At 63.4% G+C, this 18,259-nt stretch carries 15 protein-coding genes and 3 tRNA genes; 12 read left to right on the top strand and 6 right to left on the bottom strand.

The window, feature by feature from the left end; genetic code table 11:
- Positions 1-2: 2 nt before the first annotated feature.
- Both FHR73_RS17655 and FHR73_RS17650 read right to left on the bottom strand, forming a co-directional pair.
- Positions 3-1,577, bottom strand: a complete 1,575-nt coding sequence (locus FHR73_RS17655) for a PAS domain-containing sensor histidine kinase (RefSeq protein ID WP_183633006.1) — start codon at positions 1,575-1,577, stop codon at positions 3-5.
- On the bottom strand, positions 1,561-1,809 hold the full coding sequence (locus tag FHR73_RS17650; protein ID WP_183633005.1) for a PP0621 family protein: 249 nt from the start codon (positions 1,807-1,809) through the stop codon (positions 1,561-1,563). Before FHR73_RS17650 ends, FHR73_RS17655 begins: the two co-directional genes overlap by 17 nt.
- A 131-nt stretch (positions 1,810-1,940) precedes the next feature.
- Between FHR73_RS17650 and FHR73_RS17645 the strand changes: the two genes are divergently transcribed.
- The gene (locus tag FHR73_RS17645; RefSeq protein WP_183633004.1) at positions 1,941-3,563 is read left to right on the top strand and encodes an NAD+ synthase; all 1,623 of its coding nucleotides are present in this window, start codon (positions 1,941-1,943) and stop codon (positions 3,561-3,563) included.
- Positions 3,564-3,630: 67 nt separating this feature from the next.
- On the opposite strand, the gene FHR73_RS17640 is transcribed toward FHR73_RS17645, so the two are convergent.
- Positions 3,631-4,656 (bottom strand): outer membrane protein assembly factor BamD, encoded by a 1,026-nt coding sequence (locus tag FHR73_RS17640; RefSeq protein WP_007160812.1) that lies wholly within the window; start codon positions 4,654-4,656, stop codon positions 3,631-3,633.
- A 188-nt stretch (positions 4,657-4,844) separates the two neighbouring features.
- On the opposite strand from FHR73_RS17640, the gene rluD reads away from it, so the two are divergent.
- The 11 genes from rluD to FHR73_RS17585 all read left to right on the top strand — a co-directional run bounded on the left by rluD (position 4,845) and on the right by FHR73_RS17585 (position 16,333).
- Positions 4,845-5,804, top strand: coding sequence for a 23S rRNA pseudouridine(1911/1915/1917) synthase RluD (gene rluD, locus FHR73_RS17635; protein ID WP_183633003.1), 960 nt, complete (start codon positions 4,845-4,847; stop codon positions 5,802-5,804).
- The gene (gene pgeF / locus FHR73_RS17630; RefSeq protein ID WP_183633002.1) at positions 5,801-6,532 is read left to right on the top strand and encodes a peptidoglycan editing factor PgeF; all 732 of its coding nucleotides are present in this window, start codon (positions 5,801-5,803) and stop codon (positions 6,530-6,532) included. The genes rluD and pgeF overlap by 4 nt, the downstream gene beginning before the upstream one ends.
- 130 nt (positions 6,533-6,662) lie before the next feature.
- The gene (gene clpB, locus FHR73_RS17625; RefSeq protein WP_183633001.1) at positions 6,663-9,227 is read left to right on the top strand and encodes an ATP-dependent chaperone ClpB; all 2,565 of its coding nucleotides are present in this window, start codon (positions 6,663-6,665) and stop codon (positions 9,225-9,227) included.
- Positions 9,228-9,389: 162 nt separating this feature from the next.
- Positions 9,390-9,465 (top strand) — tRNA-Asn (locus FHR73_RS17620).
- A 10-nt stretch (positions 9,466-9,475) separates the two neighbouring features.
- Positions 9,476-9,552, top strand: a tRNA-Pro gene (locus tag FHR73_RS17615).
- 5 nt (positions 9,553-9,557) lie between these two features.
- Positions 9,558-9,633, top strand: a tRNA-Lys gene (locus tag FHR73_RS17610).
- Between the two features lie 294 nt (positions 9,634-9,927).
- Positions 9,928-10,461, top strand: a complete 534-nt coding sequence (locus tag FHR73_RS17605; RefSeq protein WP_183633000.1) for a GspH/FimT family pseudopilin — start codon at positions 9,928-9,930, stop codon at positions 10,459-10,461.
- Positions 10,462-11,058 carry a type IV pilus modification protein PilV gene (gene pilV, locus FHR73_RS17600; protein WP_183632999.1) on the top strand — a complete coding sequence of 199 codons (597 nt, stop codon included), beginning with the start codon at positions 10,462-10,464 and terminating at the stop codon, positions 11,056-11,058.
- Between the two features lie 3 nt (positions 11,059-11,061).
- Complete coding sequence (locus FHR73_RS17595) at positions 11,062-11,847, top strand: PilW family protein (RefSeq protein WP_183632997.1); 786 nt, start codon at positions 11,062-11,064, stop codon at positions 11,845-11,847.
- Entirely contained in the window at positions 11,844-12,449 is a 606-nt protein-coding gene (locus FHR73_RS17590) for a PilX N-terminal domain-containing pilus assembly protein (RefSeq protein WP_183632995.1), read from the top strand. The genes FHR73_RS17595 and FHR73_RS17590 overlap by 4 nt, the downstream gene beginning before the upstream one ends.
- Complete coding sequence (locus FHR73_RS17585) at positions 12,446-16,333, top strand: pilus assembly protein (protein ID WP_260175741.1); 3,888 nt, start codon at positions 12,446-12,448, stop codon at positions 16,331-16,333. Before FHR73_RS17590 ends, FHR73_RS17585 begins: the two co-directional genes overlap by 4 nt.
- Positions 16,334-16,403: 70 nt before the next feature.
- On the opposite strand, the gene cyoE is transcribed toward FHR73_RS17585, so the two are convergent.
- From cyoE to FHR73_RS17570, 3 genes are read right to left on the bottom strand one after another with little or no spacing between them, the layout of a single operon-like run.
- Positions 16,404-17,291: a heme o synthase gene (cyoE, locus tag FHR73_RS17580; RefSeq protein WP_311630328.1), complete on the bottom strand. Its 888-nt coding sequence runs from the start codon at positions 17,289-17,291 to the stop codon at positions 16,404-16,406.
- Between the two features lie 11 nt (positions 17,292-17,302).
- The gene (gene cyoD / locus FHR73_RS17575) at positions 17,303-17,641 is read right to left on the bottom strand and encodes a cytochrome o ubiquinol oxidase subunit IV (RefSeq protein ID WP_059226334.1); all 339 of its coding nucleotides are present in this window, start codon (positions 17,639-17,641) and stop codon (positions 17,303-17,305) included.
- Positions 17,641-18,255, bottom strand: coding sequence for a cytochrome o ubiquinol oxidase subunit III (locus tag FHR73_RS17570; protein WP_183632991.1), 615 nt, complete (start codon positions 18,253-18,255; stop codon positions 17,641-17,643). Before FHR73_RS17570 ends, cyoD begins: the two co-directional genes overlap by 1 nt.
- Positions 18,256-18,259 lie beyond the last annotated feature (4 nt).

The following is an 18,259-nucleotide window of genomic DNA, read 5'->3' as shown; positions in this document are numbered from 1 at the left end:
GCTCAGCTCATTGTGCGGGGATGGGCGAAGGTGATGCGAAAACAGCTGCCGTTCGCCAAGGGATGATAGCCAAGTCTGGCCTGGTTGCTCTCGCAAAGCTCACGGGAGATATACAGGCCCAGCCCGGTCCCCTTGTTTTCGGTGGTGAAGAAGGGCTCGAACAGGTGGTCGAGTTGCTCGGCGGCGACACCTGGCCCGTCGTCGACCACCTCGAGGATGGGCAGGTCGCTTTCCGGATCGCGGTAGGTGCTGAGCCAGATCTGGCCGATGCCGTGCTTCTGGCAGCTGTAGCGCAGGCCGTTCTGCACTAGGTTGGTCAGGATCTGGCCCAGCTGGTGAGGATCCATGTGCGTCTGCAGGGTACCCGGCTCGGTCTTGACGTGCAGCGTCTGGCCGGCGGGCAGGGTAGGGCGCAGCTCCCCGGCGAAACGGTGCGCCCAGTAGCGCAGATCGATCAGCTGAGGGGCTGCCTGCTGGCGGCGAGACAGTTGCAGGACGTTTTCCACCACTCGGTTCATCCGCCGCGACTGGTCCTGGATGATCTGCGCCAGGCGCCGGTCCGGTGTGGTCAGTTCTTCGGATTCCTGCAGCAGTTGCGCGGCATGACTGATGGCGCCCAGCGGATTGCGGATCTCGTGGGCGATGCCGGCGGTGAGACGGCCGAGGGAAGCGAGCTTGAGTTGCTGGGCCTGCTGGGCGATGCGCGAGACGTCTTCGAGAAAGGTCAGCACCCGCTCGCCCTCGCCCTGCTGCAAACGGGCGAAGCTGGGTTGCAACAGGGGACCGTTGGCATAGGCGCGCCAGGGCGCGGGTCGGATACTGGGATTGCGTTCCCATTCCTCCAGGCGCTGGGCGAGCCCCAGGGCCAGGGGGGCGATGGTGTCCTCGTCGTCCACCCCCAGCAGGCGACGGGCTGCCGGATTCACCAGCAGCACCTGGTATTCGGCATCGAACACCAGGATGCCGGTCCGCATGCGTTCGAGGATCAGGGCGTTGAGGGCTTCCAGTTCGGCCACGGCGGTGGCGCGGGTTTCGGCCAGGGCCTGGCTGTCCAGCAGGCGCCGGACCAGGCCCTGCACCAGCAGCGCCGTGGCGAAGCAGAGGGTGCCCAGGCCCGCTGCCTGCACGTAGCCACTGCCACTGTCGCCGCGGCGCAGGTCGAGATAGCCGGTGGCCAGCAGCAGGGCGATGGCGGCCAGGGCGGCGATCAGCAGGCCGCGGCGGCCGCGGATCAGGACATTGGATACCCCGACGGTCACCACCAGCAGACTGCCCATGCCGCTGGCGATGCCGCCGGCCAGGAAGAACAGGCCGCCCAGGGCGAGGATGTCGATCAGCGCCAGGGTGAAGGCGCGGCCACGCAACAGCCGTTGGCCGACTGCCAGCACGGCGTTGACGGCGAGATAGGCCCAGCTGGCCTGGCGGAACAGCTGGCCGTCGACGGTGCGCAGCCAGTGCTGGTCCAGGTCGCTGGAAATCAGCACCACCAGCGCCAGGCCGATGACGATGCGATAGAGATGATAGAGCCGCAGGACCGCGTCGGCTCTCAGGGTGCCTGGATCAGTCGCGGCGCTCATGCTGCAACCGGCGGTGTTCGGCGCTGCAATACCAGCGCTGGCCTTCGCCATCGGCCAGGGCTCTTTCCTGGGGCACATGCACGCCGCAATGGGCGCAGCGCACCATGGCATTGGGCGGCAATGTCGGTGCCTTGGCAGCAGGCGTCTGCGTCTTGCCACGCCACCAGCGTCTGATCATCCAGAACAGCGCGCCCAGGAGGACGAGCCACAACAGCAGGCGAAGCAGACCCATGGCGATCTCGCAGTGTGAAAGAGGGTGGAGTCTAGCAGGGCCGCTGCAGGCGGTAAGCCCCACCTGGCATCGATTGTCCCGCTTCGCTGCTTGCGGGAAAATGCGCCGATCAATCGGGCAAGGAAGAGTGCATGAGTCAGCTGCTGAACGTCGTGATGGCGCAAGTGAACCTCAAGGTCGGCGACATCCACGGCAACGTGGAACGGATCATCGCCGCGGCCCGCGAGGCCCGGGATGACTTGCACGGCGATCTCATCGTCTTCCCGGAATTGTCGCTGTGCGGCTATCCCCCGGAGGACCTGCTGCTACGCTCGAGCATGCAGCGCCGGATCGAGCAGGGCTTGCAGCGGATCCGCCAGGAGATTACTGGTATCCATGTGCTAGTGGGTTTTCCCTGGCTGGAGGAGGGGCGGCGCTACAACGCCTGCGCGGTCTATCGCGATGGCGCCGAGCTGGCCTTCTATCGCAAGCAGCAGCTGCCCAACTACCGGGTGTTCGACGAGAAGCGCTATTTCGAACCGGGCGACAGCGCTGCCGTGTTCGATTACCGGGGCGTGCCCATCGGCGTCACCATCTGCGAGGACATCTGGTTCGCCGAGCCCATGGCCAAGGCACGAGCGGCTGGGGCGCGGCTGATGCTCAACCTCAATGCCTCGCCCTTCCATGGCGGCAAGCAGCCGGAGCGCGAGGCCGTGGTGGGCGAGCGTGCCCGCGAGGGCGGCATGCCGGTGGTCTACGTCAACCAGGTGGGTGGCCAGGACGAACTGGTGTTCGACGGTCACTCCTTCGTGGTCGATGCCCGCGGGCAGGTCAGCCAGCGCGCGCCGGCCTTCGCCGAGGGGCTCTATCCGGTCATCTTCGATGAGGCCCTGCAACCGCAGCCGGCCGCGCTGGCCCCCGTCGCCTCGCTGGAGGCCAGCGTCTATGACGCCCTGGTGCTCGGGGTACGCGACTACGTGCGCAAGAACGGCTTCAAGGGGGTGGTACTGGGCCTGTCCGGCGGTATCGATTCGGCCCTGGTGCTGGCGGTCGCCGCGGATGCGCTGGGCGCGGAGCAGGTGGAGGCGGTGATGATGCCCTACCACTACACCGCCCAGATCAGCCTGGAAGACGCCGAAGCCGAGGCGCGGAGCCTGGGGGTGCGCTACAGCGTGCTGCCCATCGCGCCCATGGTCGAGGCCTTCCAGGAGACCCTGGCCGGTGAATTCGCCGGGCTCGGACGGGATACCACCGAGGAAAATCTGCAGGCGCGTTGCCGCGGGACCCTGCTGATGGCGATTTCCAACAAGAAGGGCTATCTGGTGCTCACCACCGGCAACAAGAGCGAGATGGCGGTAGGGTACGCCACCCTCTATGGCGACATGGCCGGCGGCTTCGACGTGCTCAAGGATGTGCCCAAGACCCTGGTGTTCCGCCTTTGCGAGTACCGCAATCGCGCTGGCGAGGTGATTCCGCAGCGCGTCATCGACCGTCCGCCATCGGCCGAGCTGTCGCCCGACCAGAAGGACGAGGACTCGCTGCCGCCCTATCCGGTGCTCGACGAGATCCTGCGGCTGTATGTCGAGCAGGATCTTTCGGCGGTGGATATCGTCGCCGCCGGCTTCGACGAGGAAACGGTGCGCAGGGTGCTGCGCCTGGTGGATCTCAATGAATACAAGCGGCGACAGGCGGCGGTGGGCGCCCGGGTCACCCAGCGCGGTTTCGGGCGTGACCGGCGCTATCCCATTACCTCGGGCTGGCGCATCGGCGACTAGGTCGCCGGTTCCGGCGCAATGAAAAAGGGGAAGCCACTGGCTTCCCCTTTTCACGTCTGCTGCCGGATCAGTCGAACAGACCAAAGGTCAGACGGCTGAACCAGGAGCGCTTGGCCGGCGCCGGTGTCGCGCCACCGGCCTTCTCGGCTTCGGCCGGGTCAACGATGCGCAGCTCGGGCGCCAGGTTGTCACGCTCTTCCTGGTACTTGCGCTGGATGTCCTGGCTGGCGCGGGTCTCGCCGGGCGGCAGCGGATCGCTCGGGCGATCGATCAGACCCAGGGTCGCGCGGGTCAGCCAGGAGCGCTGCTGATCCTTGTCGTCCGGCTCGCGCAGCTGGAATTCGCCATCCTTGAGGCTGACGTTGTCCGGGTAGTTGAGCTTGAGGGTTTCCAGGCTGGTGGCCGCCAGGTCGTTGAGGCCCAGGTGCTTGTAGGCTTCGGTCATGATCGCCAGGCCGTCACCCACGGACGGGGTGCCCTGGAAGTTCTCGACCACGTAGCGACCGCGGTTGGCGGCGGCCACATAGGCCTTGCGGGTCAGGTAGTAGTGGCCGACGTGCACGTCGTAGGCCGCCAGCAGGTTGCGCAGGTAGACCATGCGCGCCTTGGCGTCCGGGGCGTAGCGGCTGTTGGGGAAGCGGCTGGTGAACTGGGCGAAGTCGTTGAAGGAATCGCGCGCCGCGCCCGGATCACGCTTGGTCATGTCCAGCGGCAGGAAACGCGCCAGCAGGCCGCGATCCTGTTCGAAGGAGGACACGCCTTTCATGTAGTAGGCGTAGTCGACGTTGGGGTGCTGCGGATGCAGTCGGATGAAGCGATCCGCCGCCGTGCGCGCCGCTTCCGGCTCGCCGTTCTTGTAGTTGGCGTAGATCAGCTCGAGCTGGGCCTGTTCGGCATAGCGACCGAAGGGATACCGCGACTCCAGGGCCTTCAGCTTGCTGATGGCATCCGTGTAGCTGCTGTTGGAGATATCGCGCTGAGCCTGGGTATAGAGCTCGCCCTCCGGCAGATTTTCCGGAACCTCGGGCGCTTTCGAGGAGCAGGCGGCGGTGAGGACTAGGCTGGTGACCAGCAGCAGGTGCTTCAATTGCATGGCGGCTTGGATTCCCCGAAACGGTCGGCGGTGCAGGGATGAGTGCGGAGAGCACTCACCTAGCCTGTGACGGGGCCGGAACCGTCCTGTTATGATGATCGACCCGGAATGCCGGGGCAAAAAAGTCGCCGTATTTAACCACAGGGTCGGGCCGATTCCAAAAGCCCCGCCATTGCCCGCGCAGATCCATGTCCGAATCCATCGTTCTCAATGCCGAAGTCCCCTACGAACTCGGTGGCCAGCGCCTCGATCAGGTCGCTGCCCAGCTGTTCGCCGAACACTCCCGCTCGCGTCTCGCCGCCTGGATCAAGGATGGCAGCCTGACCGTCGACGGCGCCGTGTTGCGCCCGCGCGACACTGTCCATGGCGGCGCCCAGCTGGCGCTGCGTGCCGAACGCGAGGCCCAGGGCGAATGGGTGGCCCAGGACATCGAGCTGGACATCGTCTACGAAGACGATCACCTGCTGGTGCTCGACAAGCCGTCCGGGCTGGTGGTGCATCCGGCCGCCGGCCATGCCGATGGCACCCTGCTCAACGCCCTGCTGCACCACGTGCCCGGCTTGGAGAGCGTGCCGCGGGCCGGCATCGTCCATCGTCTGGACAAGGACACCACCGGCCTCATGGTGGTGGCCAAGAGCCTGGAAGCCCATACCCATCTGGTCGCCCAGTTGCAGGCGCGCTCGGTGAGCCGCATCTATGAAGCCGTCGTCGCCGGGGTGATCGTCGCCGGCGGCACGGTCAATGCGCCCATCGGCCGGCATTCCCAGCGGCGCCAGCAGATGGCGGTGATCGCCGGTGGCAAGCCCGCTGTCAGTCACTACCGGGTGCTGGAGCGCTTCCGCGCCTATACCCATACCCGGGTCAAGCTGGAAACCGGGCGTACCCACCAGATCCGCGTGCACATGACCCACGTCGGTTTTCCGCTGGTGGGCGATCCGGTCTATGGCGGGCGCTTCAAGATCCCGCCGGCGACCAATCCGACCCTGATCAAGACCCTGCGCGAATTTCCGCGCCAGGCGCTGCACGCGCGCTTCCTCGAACTGGATCATCCGGTGACCGGCGAGCGCCTGCGCTGGGAGTCGCCGCTGCCGGAAGACCTGGTCTGGCTGCTGGATCTGCTGCGCCAGGACCGGGAATCCTTCGAATGATCGGCGCCGGCTGGCTGCGGCCGGACTGGCCGGCGCCGGTCGGCGTCCAGGCCTGCATCACCACCCGTTTGGGTGGGGTCAGTCAGCCGCCTTTCGCCAGCTTCAACCTCGGTAACCACGTCGGTGACGATCCGGCGGCGGTCGCCGAGAATCGACGCCGCCTGGGCGAGGCCTTGGGGTGTCAGCCGGCCTGGCTCGAACAGGTCCATGGTACCGCGGTGGTCGAAGCCGATCCTGCGCAGGTGCTGCGTGCCGATGCGGCCTGGACGGCCACGCCCGGTGTCGCGGTGACCATGATGACCGCCGACTGTCTGCCGGCGCTGTTCTGCCGGCGTGACGGCTCCCGTGTCGCCGCGGCCCATGCCGGCTGGCGCGGTCTGGCAGGTGGCGTGCTGGAAGCTGCCGCGGCCAGTCTGGATGTTGCCCCCGCCGAGGTGCTGGTCTGGCTGGGTCCGGCCATTGGCCCGGCCAGCTTCGAGGTCGGCGCCGAGGTGCGCGAGGCCTTCGTCGCCCAGCAGGCCGACGCCGTGCACTGCTTCGTGGCCAGGGGCGGGGACAAGTACCTGGGCGATCTCTATGCCCTGGCCCGTCTGCGTCTCGCCGCCAGGGGCATCACGGCCGTCTATGGTGGCGGCTTCGACACCTTTGCCGATGACCAGCGTTTCTTTTCCTATCGGCGCGCTGCCCGCACCGGACGCTTCGCCAGCCTGATCTGGATCAAGCCCTAGGTCTTTTTTTGGGATGTCAAGCCTTCCTGGCTTGAATCGTTACGCATCGCCCCTATCTAAAGGTCATTCCCGCGGGTAATCGAAAGCGCCTACTGCCGCGCTGTCCCGCGTCTCAGATAGGACCTTGCCCATGCGTATAGACCGTTTCACCAGCAAACTGCAGCTCGCCCTGTCGGATGCCCAGTCCCTGGCCGTCGGCCACGACCATCCGGCCATCGAGCCCCTGCACCTGTTTTCCGCGCTGCTCGAACAGCAGGGCGGCTCCATTTCCCCGCTGCTGCGGCAGGTCGGCTTCGACCTCGCCAGCCTGCGCAAGACCCTTGCCGAAGAGCTGGACAAGCTGCCCAAGATCCAGAATCCCAACGGCGATGTGAATCTCTCCCAGGATCTGGCGCGCCTGCTCAATCAGGCCGATCGCCTGGCCCAGCAGAAGGGTGACCAATTCATCTCCAGCGAGCTGGTACTGCTCGCCGCCATGGACGAGAATACCCGTCTCGGCAAGTTGCTGCTGGGGCAGGGCGTCTCGCGCAAGGCGCTGGAGAACGCCATCAACAACCTGCGCGGCGGCGAGGCGGTCAACGACCCCAACGCCGAAGACAGCCGCAAGGCGCTGGACAAGTTCACCGTCGATCTCACCAAGCGCGCCGAGGACGGCAAGCTCGACCCAGTGATTGGCCGGGACGACGAGATCCGCCGCACCATCCAGGTCCTGCAGCGCCGCACCAAGAACAACCCGGTGCTGATCGGTGAACCCGGCGTCGGCAAGACCGCCATCGCCGAAGGCCTGGCCCAGCGCATCATCAACGGTGAAGTACCTGACGGCCTCAAGGACAAACGCCTGCTGGCGCTGGACATGGGTGCCCTGATCGCTGGCGCCAAGTTCCGCGGTGAATTCGAAGAGCGCCTCAAGGGCGTGCTCAACGAACTGAGCAAGCAGGAAGGGCGCATCATTCTGTTCATCGACGAACTGCACACCATGGTCGGCGCCGGCAAGGCCGAGGGCGCCATGGACGCCGGCAACATGCTCAAGCCGGCCCTGGCCCGTGGCGAGCTGCATTGCGTCGGTGCCACCACCCTCGACGAGTACCGCCAGTACATCGAGAAGGATGCGGCCCTGGAGCGGCGCTTCCAGAAGGTGCTGGTGGACGAGCCGAGCGAAGAGGACACCATCGCCATCCTGCGTGGCCTCAAGGAGCGCTACGAGGTGCACCACAAGGTGGCCATCACCGACGGCGCCATCATCGCCGCGGCCAAGTTGTCCCATCGCTACATCACTGATCGTCAGCTGCCGGACAAGGCCATCGACCTGATCGACGAGGCCGCCAGCCGCATCCGCATGGAGATCGACTCCAAGCCGGAGGCCCTGGATCGTCTCGATCGTCGGCTGATCCAGCTCAAGGTGGAACGTCAGGCGCTGAAGAAGGAAGAGGACGAGGCCGCGCGCAAGCGTCTGGAAAAGCTCGACGAAGATATCGCCCGCCTCGAACAGGAATACGCCGACCTGGAGGAAATCTGGAAAGCCGAAAAGGCCGAGGTCCAGGATTCCGCCCAGTTGCAGCAGCGCATCGAGCAGGCGCGCACCGAGTTGGAGGCCGCCCGCCGCAAGGGTGACCTCAACCGCATGGCCGAGCTGCAGTACGGCACCATCCCCGATCTGGAGCGCAGTCTGCAGATGGTCGACCAGCACGAGAAGCCGGCCAACCAGCTCTTGCGCAACAAGGTCACCGAAGACGAGATCGCCGAGGTGGTCTCCAAGTGGACCGGCATTCCGGTCAGCAAGATGCTCGAAGGCGAGCGCGACAAGCTGCTGCGCATGGAAGAGGCCCTGCACAACCGGGTGATCGGTCAGGACGAGGCGGTCACCGCCGTGGCCAACGCCGTGCGTCGCTCGCGGGCCGGGTTGTCGGATCCCAACAAGCCCAGCGGTTCCTTTCTCTTCCTCGGCCCGACCGGGGTAGGCAAGACCGAGCTGTGCAAGTCGTTGGCGGAATTCCTCTTCGACACCGAGGATGCCATGGTGCGCATCGACATGTCCGAGTTCATGGAGAAGCACTCCGTGGCTCGCCTGATCGGCGCACCGCCCGGCTACGTCGGCTACGAGGAGGGTGGCTACCTGACCGAGGCCGTACGGCGCAAACCCTATTCGGTGGTCCTGCTGGACGAGGTGGAAAAGGCTCATCCGGATGTTTTCAACATCCTCCTGCAGGTGCTGGACGACGGTCGCCTGACCGACAGCCAGGGGCGTACCGTGGACTTCCGCAATGCGGTGATCGTCATGACCTCGAACCTGGGCTCGGCGCAGATCCAGGAGCTGGTAGGCGATCCCGATGCCCAGCGGGCGGCGGTGATGGATGCGGTGGCGGGTCATTTCCGGCCCGAGTTCGTCAACCGTATCGACGAGGTGGTGGTGTTCGAGCCCCTGGGGCGCGAGCAGATCGCCGGTATCGCCGAGATCCAGCTGCAGCAACTGGGTCAGCGCCTGGCCGAGCGCGATCTGCACCTGGAGCTGACCACTGAGGCCTTGGACAAGCTGGTCGCGGTGGGTTACGACCCGGTCTATGGTGCGCGTCCGCTCAAGCGGGCGATCCAGCGCTGGATCGAGAACCCGCTGGCCCAGCGCATCCTGTCCGGCGCCTTCGCGCCGAACAGCCGGATCCAGGGCCGCCTGGAGGGCGACGAGATCGTCTTCGCCTAGGAAATGGCCGGGCGATCCCAGGGTCGCCCGGCGTTTCCTATAAATTTGTGAAAAAACAGCAGGCTAGGTGTTGACGTCTGTTTCTACTTCCGTAAAATGGCGCACCTCACTTACGGCAAAGCTCGAAAGGCACTGACGTAAGAGGGGTTGGAAGAGAGAAATTCCGCGATAGCTCAGTCGGTAGAGCAAATGACTGTTAATCATTGGGTCCCTGGTTCGAGTCCAGGTCGCGGAGCCACTTCCATTCTCGGGGTATAGCGCAGCCCGGTAGCGCGCCTGCTTTGGGAGCAGGATGTCGGGAGTTCGAATCCCCCTACCCCGACCATATTTGGGTCGTTAGCTCAGTTGGTAGAGCAGTTGGCTTTTAACCAATTGGTCGCAGGTTCGAATCCTGCACGACCCACCATTTTTACCAGAAACCCTCCGCAAGGAGGGTTTTTGCGTTTCCGGGTCATTATTTTCTCTGGTGACTCAGTGCCAGGCTGACCATCATCCCGAAATCTTTCTGCTTCCGACTGCAAACGGCCAGTATTCCGGCTGATCATCCTCGACTCGTTACGCCACGCTCTATTTCGCTCATCTCCGCCGAACGCCTTGATCCAGGTGGTTTCGCCCCGCAAATCGAAGCGATAGCCGGTCATAGCGACTGCTCGAGCCCTTACTACTATCAGGTGAAGTAACGGGTTTTCAGGCGGTGGGAATGCAGTCGAAACGCCTCTCGGGTTTCACGCTCATCGAGGTCCTGGTCGTCATAGCGCTGCTGGGCATCGTCACAGCGCTGGCGGCGCCTGGCTTCGCGAACCTGGTGCAAAGCAACCGCGTGCAGGCGGCAGCAGGGGAGTTGCAGCGCGCCCTCTATTACGCACGCAGTGAAGCCATGAGCCGCGGTGTGAATGTCGTCGTCACCACCGATCCAGAGGACGCCAACGGCTGGATGGGCGCGTTGAGGATCACCACGGTCAAGACGGTGGTGCTGCCCAATGCCGAAGTCCTGCGGCAATACAGCGGGGGACTGGGCAGCGGCGTCAACGGAACCGGATCCGTAGGAGGAACTCCTCTGACCAGTCTGACCTTCCAACCCAATGGCAGTCTGAAACTCAGCGGCGACGCCACCATTCGCATCTGCGCCACCAATGCGCTTACCCAGGGCAAGCAGTTCACGCTCAGCCAGGGTGGCGTGCTGAACGTGGCCGACTATGTGCCCAATCGCCCAAGTGCCGTGGGGTGCAGCTAGATGAAGCGCCACGAAGATGGGTTCAGCATGATCGAGGTGCTGGTCAGTCTGGTGATCATCTGCATTGGCGTGCTGGGCATGGTCGCCCTGCAGACACGCAGCGTGGCGCTGTCCCAGGATTCGGTGCAGCGCAGCAATGCCATGGTTCTGGCCAATGACCTGCTCGAACTGATGCGCAGCAATCGCGACCAGGTGGTGGCGAGCGACAAGGTCAAGATCGATGGGGCTTATATCAAGCAGCCCGGTACCAACTTTCGCACCAAGGCCCTCGATGCAGGCAAGACCTGCCTGACCCGGGATCGCTCTGCGGGCGGGGAGACGGTGGCGGGTCAGGATCTGGGGTGTTGGTTGAATCAGGTGAAAGCCTTGCTGCCGGTCACGGACGCGCTGATCGCCAGCAGTTTCGCGGTCTGTCCGGCGTCCGGCGTACCGAAACTGCCGTCCAGCGATCCCGCGGGCAACACGACGCCGCTGGGTGCTTGCGAGGCCAATGCGGTAGCGCCGGTGATGGTGGTGGTGGCCTGGCAGGACGTCAGCAACGATTCGCTGAATTGCCCCAAAGGCGTCTGCTACTACGCCCTGCGCTCGGAGCTGTAGGCCATGAACCTCAAGCTACGCAGTCAGACTGGATTTTCCCTCATCGAGATGATGATCGCCCTCACCGTGGGTACCTTTCTGGTACTGGGCGTCTCGCAGATCTATATCAACAACAAGCGCAGCTTTCTCTTCCAGCAGGGCCAGACCGGCAATCGCAACAACGCCCAGCTGACCTTGCAGTTGCTTGACCGGCAACTCGCACGGACCGGCTTCCGCGCCGAAATCCGTTATCAGGGTAGCCTGCAGGCAGCCTTTCCGGCGGTGGGTGAGGTCAAGGATGCCGATGGCATAAGCTGTCCAGCCTTCGCTGCCGGCGCCACCTTCGCGGCGACCACGGACAACCCCAACGCGCCCGCCGGTGTCTGCATTCGCTATCAGGGTGCATTGGACAGCAAGGATCAGGACTGCCTGGGCAACCCCATCCCTCGGGTGAATCTGAATGCCGGCGGCAACGTCCTGCTCAAGCTGCGTTATACGGCAGGAAATACCCCAGGCAGTGGCACCCTGAGCTGCACCGTCTGGAGCGAGCGCGGGGGCGCGCTGACACGCAGAGGCAGTGCGGTGCTGGTGCAGGGACTGCAGGACTTCCGCTGGTCAATCCCACCCAAGGCGGATGCACCGGCCGTGCGCTACGCGGCGCTGCTCAGCACCACAGAGGCGTTGACCATTGATGTGGCCAGTAACACGGCTGCCAATTGGCAGACCCTTACCGGCCTGCAGGTGGCGGATGCCAGTCGACCCATGCAGATACTGCAGAGCACCGTCACCCTGAGGAATCTGGCGTTATGAGTCCGGTCATTGGCAGGCAGCGCGGTGCGACCTTGCTGATCGCCCTGGTGATGTTGTTGCTGTTGTCGCTGCTGGCCGCCTCCAGCATGCGTCAGACCTTGCTGCAGGCCCGCAGCGGCGGCGCCGCCCTGGAAAACACCCAGGCCTTCAATGCTGCGGAGGCGGCGCTACGCGAAGGTGAGCGGCGACTGGTGGCCCTCAGTCAGCAACCGTCCTTTACCGCCTTCAGTGCAGGTTTCGCCAGTTGCCCCGAAAGCGTGCCAGCGGTGCGCAGTGCCTTCGCCAAGGTGCCAACCGGTGACCTGTGCATCCTGACCAAGGCCAGCGATCTCAATACCGGTGCCCTGACCCAGACCTGGGCAGCGGCGGCGCTCCAGGCGAGCGGGACCGATCCTACGACGCGGACGGTTGCCTATCGCGGCTCAGATGGCAGTGCCTCCTTCGCCCAGACACCCCGCTGGGTAGTGACGGCCATCGGTAGCAGTTCGGTCGATGTCTCGGCGCCAGCCACCAACCTGTTTCGGATCACCGCTGTTGCCCAGGACCGCGGCAAGCGCTTTCCGGTGATTCTGCAGAGCGTCGTCGCCCTGGAGGTGCCATGAGTCGAGCTGCATCGGGCATCGGGTCTCTGGCCCTGTTGCTGACCCTGGCCGCACCTGCGGCGCAAGCTGCTGTCTTGAATCTCAGTCAGCAGCCGCTGTTCCTGACCAACAGTGTCGGTCCCAATCTGTTCGTCACTCTGGATAACTCCACCAGCATGCAGATGGCGGTGGTGCCGGATGCATCGAACACCGATGCCATCCGACCGACCCGCCGCGCCAAATCGGCGGCCTTCAACAGTCTCTACTACAACCCGGCGATCAGCTATCCGGCGCCCTATGCGGTGAGCTACAGCAGTACGGGCGGACTGACCCGTACGCGACTGTCTACCAGCTTTACCAGTGCCTATGTAAACGGCTATCGACCGAGCCTGGGTAGCGTCAATCTGGCCACCGACTACCGCGTCAGCTGGAGTTATAACCCCAATCTGGTTACTACAGATCCCAATGTGGCGCGGGGTAACTCCTACGGAAATCCGGGGCTGCAGAACAACAGCCCGAGCATGCTGGCAGAAAATCCAGCGCAGGACTTCCAAAGCGCGGGCAGCTACCAAGGCACCAGTCGTAGTTATGGGCGAGTGACGCTGCTGAATATTCTCCTGGGGGCTGGTTTTACCGAAACCATCAATGGTGCTCAGGTCTCCATCAGTGATGCGTCCCTGCTCGGCTGGTTGCAGGGGAGGGAGGCGCTGGGGGGGTGCACGGCGAGCATCGCCAATACCGCGTCGATCACCTACAGTGGCGTGACCTGCACGCGGAACGTGAGCTACGCCGTGGGCGGTGTTTTCTCGTCGGTGACCTACACCATCACCGCAACGGTCGTGTCGAGCGTTCCGGCTTATTACTACTTTTACGACGCCACCTTAACCAGCTGCCGGTCTGCTTCGCTGCAGAACGATGACTGCTATCGCCGCGTATTCGTGACCGCCACCTCCGGGCCCAACGGCACGGACGAGCGGCAGAACTTCGCCAACTGGTACTCCTTCTACCGCAGCCGCGCCCTGGCCGCCCAGACCGCCACCAACCTGGCCTTGGCAGAAGCATCGGAAAACATTCGGGTTGGTTGGCAGGCGCTAGGTACCAATCAAAGCTGCGTTCTAGCTGCGGTAGACCCAAACTGCCGTGGTGTCAGTCCGACGACATCCTACGATAATCGCTTACGACCGTTCACTGGTGCGCACCGGGCAGCCTTCTTTACTTGGCTTGGCGATGTTTACTACAACCAGAGCACACCGCTGCTAGAGGCAGTTGCCCGAGTCGGCGATCTACTCAAGACTACTGGCAGCAATAGTCCCTATGCTTATGATCCTGGGAATAGTGAGAAACCAGTCTACGGTTGTCGAGCCAGCTACAGCCTAGTTGTCACCGACGGTATCTGGAACGCTCCCCTTGCCTCCAGCAACGCTGATGGCACGGCCGCCGATTTGCCTGATGGTCAGAAATATTCACCTCAGGCTCCCTTTCAGGACGCCACCTCCAGCACTCTCGCAGACCTGGCCTTCCTCTACTGGAGCACCGATGCCCAGCCCGGGCTCGACAACAAGGTACCGCCCTACAATACCGTGACCAGCAGCGAGGTTCGGGGCACCAATACGCTTTCGCCCTACTGGAATCCGCGTAACGATCCGGCCACCTGGCAACACCTCACGGGGTTCTACGTGGGTATCGGCTTGAGCAGTGCGCTGATCAATCCCGATTGGGATGGCGATACCTTCGCCGGTGGCTACGCTGGCTTGGCCGCAGGTACTACGCCCTGGCCCGTGGCGGGTGCGGACAACACGGTCAATCAGAACAATGTCTATGACCTTTGGCACGCAGCGATCAATTCGCGGGGCGAGTTCTTCAGCGCGGAAAACGCCAGCGACCTGATTACCTCCCTTGGCAAGGTCGTCACGCGGATCACCCAGTCCACCAGTGTCGGCGCGAGCCAGACCGTATCGCCCACCCGGGTAGGGGACACCAACGCGCTTTTTACCTATTCCCCGTCCTTTTCCAATGCCGACTGGAGCGGGGATGTCATCAAGTACCAACGCACGGGTACCACCCAGACGAGGATCTGGAGCGCCGCTCAACAACTCGATGGCAAGTTCGCTACAGGTAATACCGCCTTCGGCACTCGCAAGATCTACATGGCCAAGGGCGGCGCTCTGACCGATTTCACCTGGGCGAATCTGAATACCGATCAACAACTCAGTCTCAACAAGACCTCCGGCGGCACAACCGACACCTATGGCAGTCGCCGGGTGGATTATCTGCGCGGCGATCGCAGTCTGGAAGCGCCCGGAGCCGCGCCATCCTTGCGGCCGCGCAGCCATATCCTCGGTGACATCGTGAACTCTTCACCGGTGGTGGTGGACGGTCCCAACAGCCCCATCGCCCTGATGAATGCGACCGTCGGCGACAATTCCTACGCGACGTTCCGCACCACCAATGCCGCCCGTGAGCGGCGTATCTATGTAGGTGCCAACGATGGCATGCTGCATGCGTTCAACGATCAGGGGCAGGAGGTCTATGCCTTCGTTCCCAGCGCTGTCATCGGCAATCTCACCCGATTGACCGAGCGCAGTTATAACGGGGGTGGCCATCAGTCCTATGTCGACAATACGCCGGTGGTGGGCGACGTCTATTTCAACGGTGCCTGGCGCACTGTACTGATTGGCACGCTGCGCGGGGGAGGGCGGGGCCTCTTTGCGCTGGACATCACCAATCCCAATGCTCCGGTGCTGCTCTGGGAAAAGTCGGACGCCGATGCCAGCTACAAGGACCTGGGCTTCACCTACCCCCAACCCGTTATTACCCGGCTACATACCGGCGGCTGGGGCGTGGTGGTCAGCAATGGTTACAACAGCGCCCAGGACAGCGCCGTGCTCTATGTCATGAATGTGGCCGATGGCAGCCTGATCAAGGCGCTGCCTGCCGCCGATAATGTGGCGACGCCCAATGGGCTGAGTTCACCCTTCGTGGCCGATGTCGATGGTGACCTGATCGCCGACTATGCCTACGCTGGTGACCTGCACGGCAATCTCTGGCGCTTCGACCTGATCGGCACTTCCCTGACCGCAACGGCTGCAGCGGACAACTTCCGTGTCGCCTTCGGGGGGCGGCCTCTCTATACCGCCCAGGCCAGTAGCGTGGCGCCCGGTACCACCAATCTGGTTCAACCGATCACTGCCAGTCCTGCGGTCGTGGCTCATCCCAGTGGAACGGGGCATCTGGTGCTTTTCGGTACCGGCAAGTATCTCGAGGCCAGCGACGCCCTCGCCAATACCAGCAAGGCCATGACCCTCTACGGCATCTGGGATCGCCAGACCGATGGATCGGCGGCCAGCAGTACTCCGGTACTGACGATCGCCAGTCTGCAGCAGCAGACCCTCGGCACCGATCAGCGCATCAGCTATACCAGCTCTGCCGGTTCCAGCGTCAGCAGTACGGCGAACACCATTTCCGCAACGTCGGTGAGCTACGACGCCAATACGGCGACCAATGGCAAGCAGGGCTGGTATCTGAATCTGCCCTTGAATGGCGAGCTGGTGATCAACAAGCCCCAGCTATTCAGCGGCACCCTGTTGATGAGCTCCCTGATACCCAGCACCGACGCCTGTACCGCCGGTGTCACCACCTACCTCTATGCCCTGGATCCCTACACCGGCGGCAACAACAGCGGCCTGTTCAATCTGGGGACGGATACGGTCTATGGGCGTATCCAGCTCGATGGCCTGCTCGGAGGGATCGTGCCCTTCGTATACGGTGACGGCACCTTCAGCATGGAAGGAACCCTGGCGGATGCGGCGATCTATGGCAGCGACAGCAAATCACCGAATGGCTTGCGGGGTGACCTGCCCGCAAGCCGCCGCCAGACCTGGCGCGTCATCACCAACCAGGACTAGTGAAGAGGGCTTTCACGCAGGCATGAAAAAGCCCGGCACCAGGCCGGGCTTTTTCATGGAACGGTGCATCTCAGCGTGCGTAGGTCAGCAGCACGTCGCCCGGGATCTGAAAATCCACCGACATCATCACGCTCAGGGCGGTGATGGCGATGATGGAGAACCCGAACAGCTTGCGTGCCCACTGCACGTCATTCTCGGCCTGATAGCCCATGAAGGCCAGGCGTAGCCACCAGGCCCCGATCACGGCAGCCACTGCCAGATAGACGTAGCCGGCGTAGCCGAGCACGGTCAGCAGCAGGGTGGCAGCCATGAAGGCCACGGTGTACCAGACGATGTGACGCTTGGTCACCGAGATACCCTTGGCCACCGGCAGTACCGGAATCGAGGCCGCGGTGTAGTCCTTGAGACGGAAGATGGCAATGGCGTAGGAGTGCGGCATCTGCCAGAGGCAGAAGATCAGCAGCAGCACCGCAGCGCCACTGTCGAACTGGCCGCTGGCGGCGCAGTAGCCGATCACCGGCGGTGCGGCACCGGACAGGCTGCCGACCAGGGTGCCGTATACCGAGGTGCGCTTCAGCCAGAGGCTGTAGAGCCCTACATACACTACGAAACCCATCACCGCGAAGGCGGTGGCGACCAGATTGGTCGCCACGTACAGCAGCCCCACCCCGGCGAGGCCGAGGAGGGTGGCATAGGCCAGCGCCACCTTCGAGGAGATCGTGCCCTGGACCAGGGCGCGATTGCGGGTTCTTTCCATCTTCTGATCGATGTCCATATCGATCACGTTGTTGAACACACAGCCGGAAGCAATGACCAACGACACCCCGATAGCCGTCGCCAGCAGCAACAGCGGGTCGATGCTCCCTTTGGACGCCAGGAAGAACCCGCCGGCAACCGAGATCAGGTTGCCGAAGATGATGCCCGGCTTCGTCACGAGAAGGTACTTCTTGATCATCACGTCGGCCCGGTTCAGTGAATCATCATGTTCTGGTGCATGTGGTACATGATCCACAGGGATCCCACGACCACGATACCGACGATGACCACGGTGAAACCAAAGGAGATCACGTTCCAACGCTGCTCTTCGGAGGTGTTCAGGTGCAGGAAGAAGTACAGGTGCACCAGCAGCTGTACCACTGCCATGATCACCACGATCGCCAGGGTCGCGCCCTTGGAGAAGGTGGGGAACATCACCAGGCCGAAGGGAATGACCGTCAGGATGACCGACAGGATGAAGCCGACCATGTAGCTCTTGAAAGTGCCATGGCTCTCGGCGGTATGCCCGTGGGCGTTATGGTCGTGCGCCATTACAGCACCCCCATCAGATAGACGATGGTGAAGACGAAGATCCAGATGATGTCCAGGAAGTGCCAGAACAGGCTCAGGCACGACAGACGGGTCACGTTGGTGGTGGTCAGGCCCTTGGAAGCGACCTGCAGCATCAACACGATCATCCAGATCAGACCCGAGCTCACGTGCAGACCGTGGGTACCGACCAGCGCGAAGAACGACGACAGGAAGGCACTGCGATCCGGACCGTAGCCCTCTTCGATCAGGTGATGGAACTCATAGACTTCCATGCCGATGAAGCCGGCGCCGAACAGCCAGGTGATCGCCAGCCAACCCAGAACGCCACCCTTGCTGCCATGGTGCTGAGCAATCATGGCGAAGCCGTAGGTGATACTGGAGAACAGCAGCAGGAAGGTTTCGACCAGGACGAACGACAGTTCGAAGATGTCCTTCTGGGAGGGGCCATCGGCATGGGCCCCGCTCAGGACTGCATAGGTCGCAAACAGCGTCCCGAACAGAATGCAGTCGGTCATCAGGTAGGACCAGAAGCCGAACGTCTTCATCGATCCGGCGTCGTGGTGCCCATGCTCCTCGGCATGGGCGACTTCGTTATGCATAACTTGATTCGCCATTGGA

Source organism: Pseudomonas sp. AS2.8, from assembly GCF_014190935.1.
GTDB lineage: Bacteria > Pseudomonadota > Gammaproteobacteria > Pseudomonadales > Pseudomonadaceae > Chryseomonas.
Note: the sequence above shows the minus strand (reverse complement) of the source record. Positions and strands in the feature narration are given on the sequence as shown.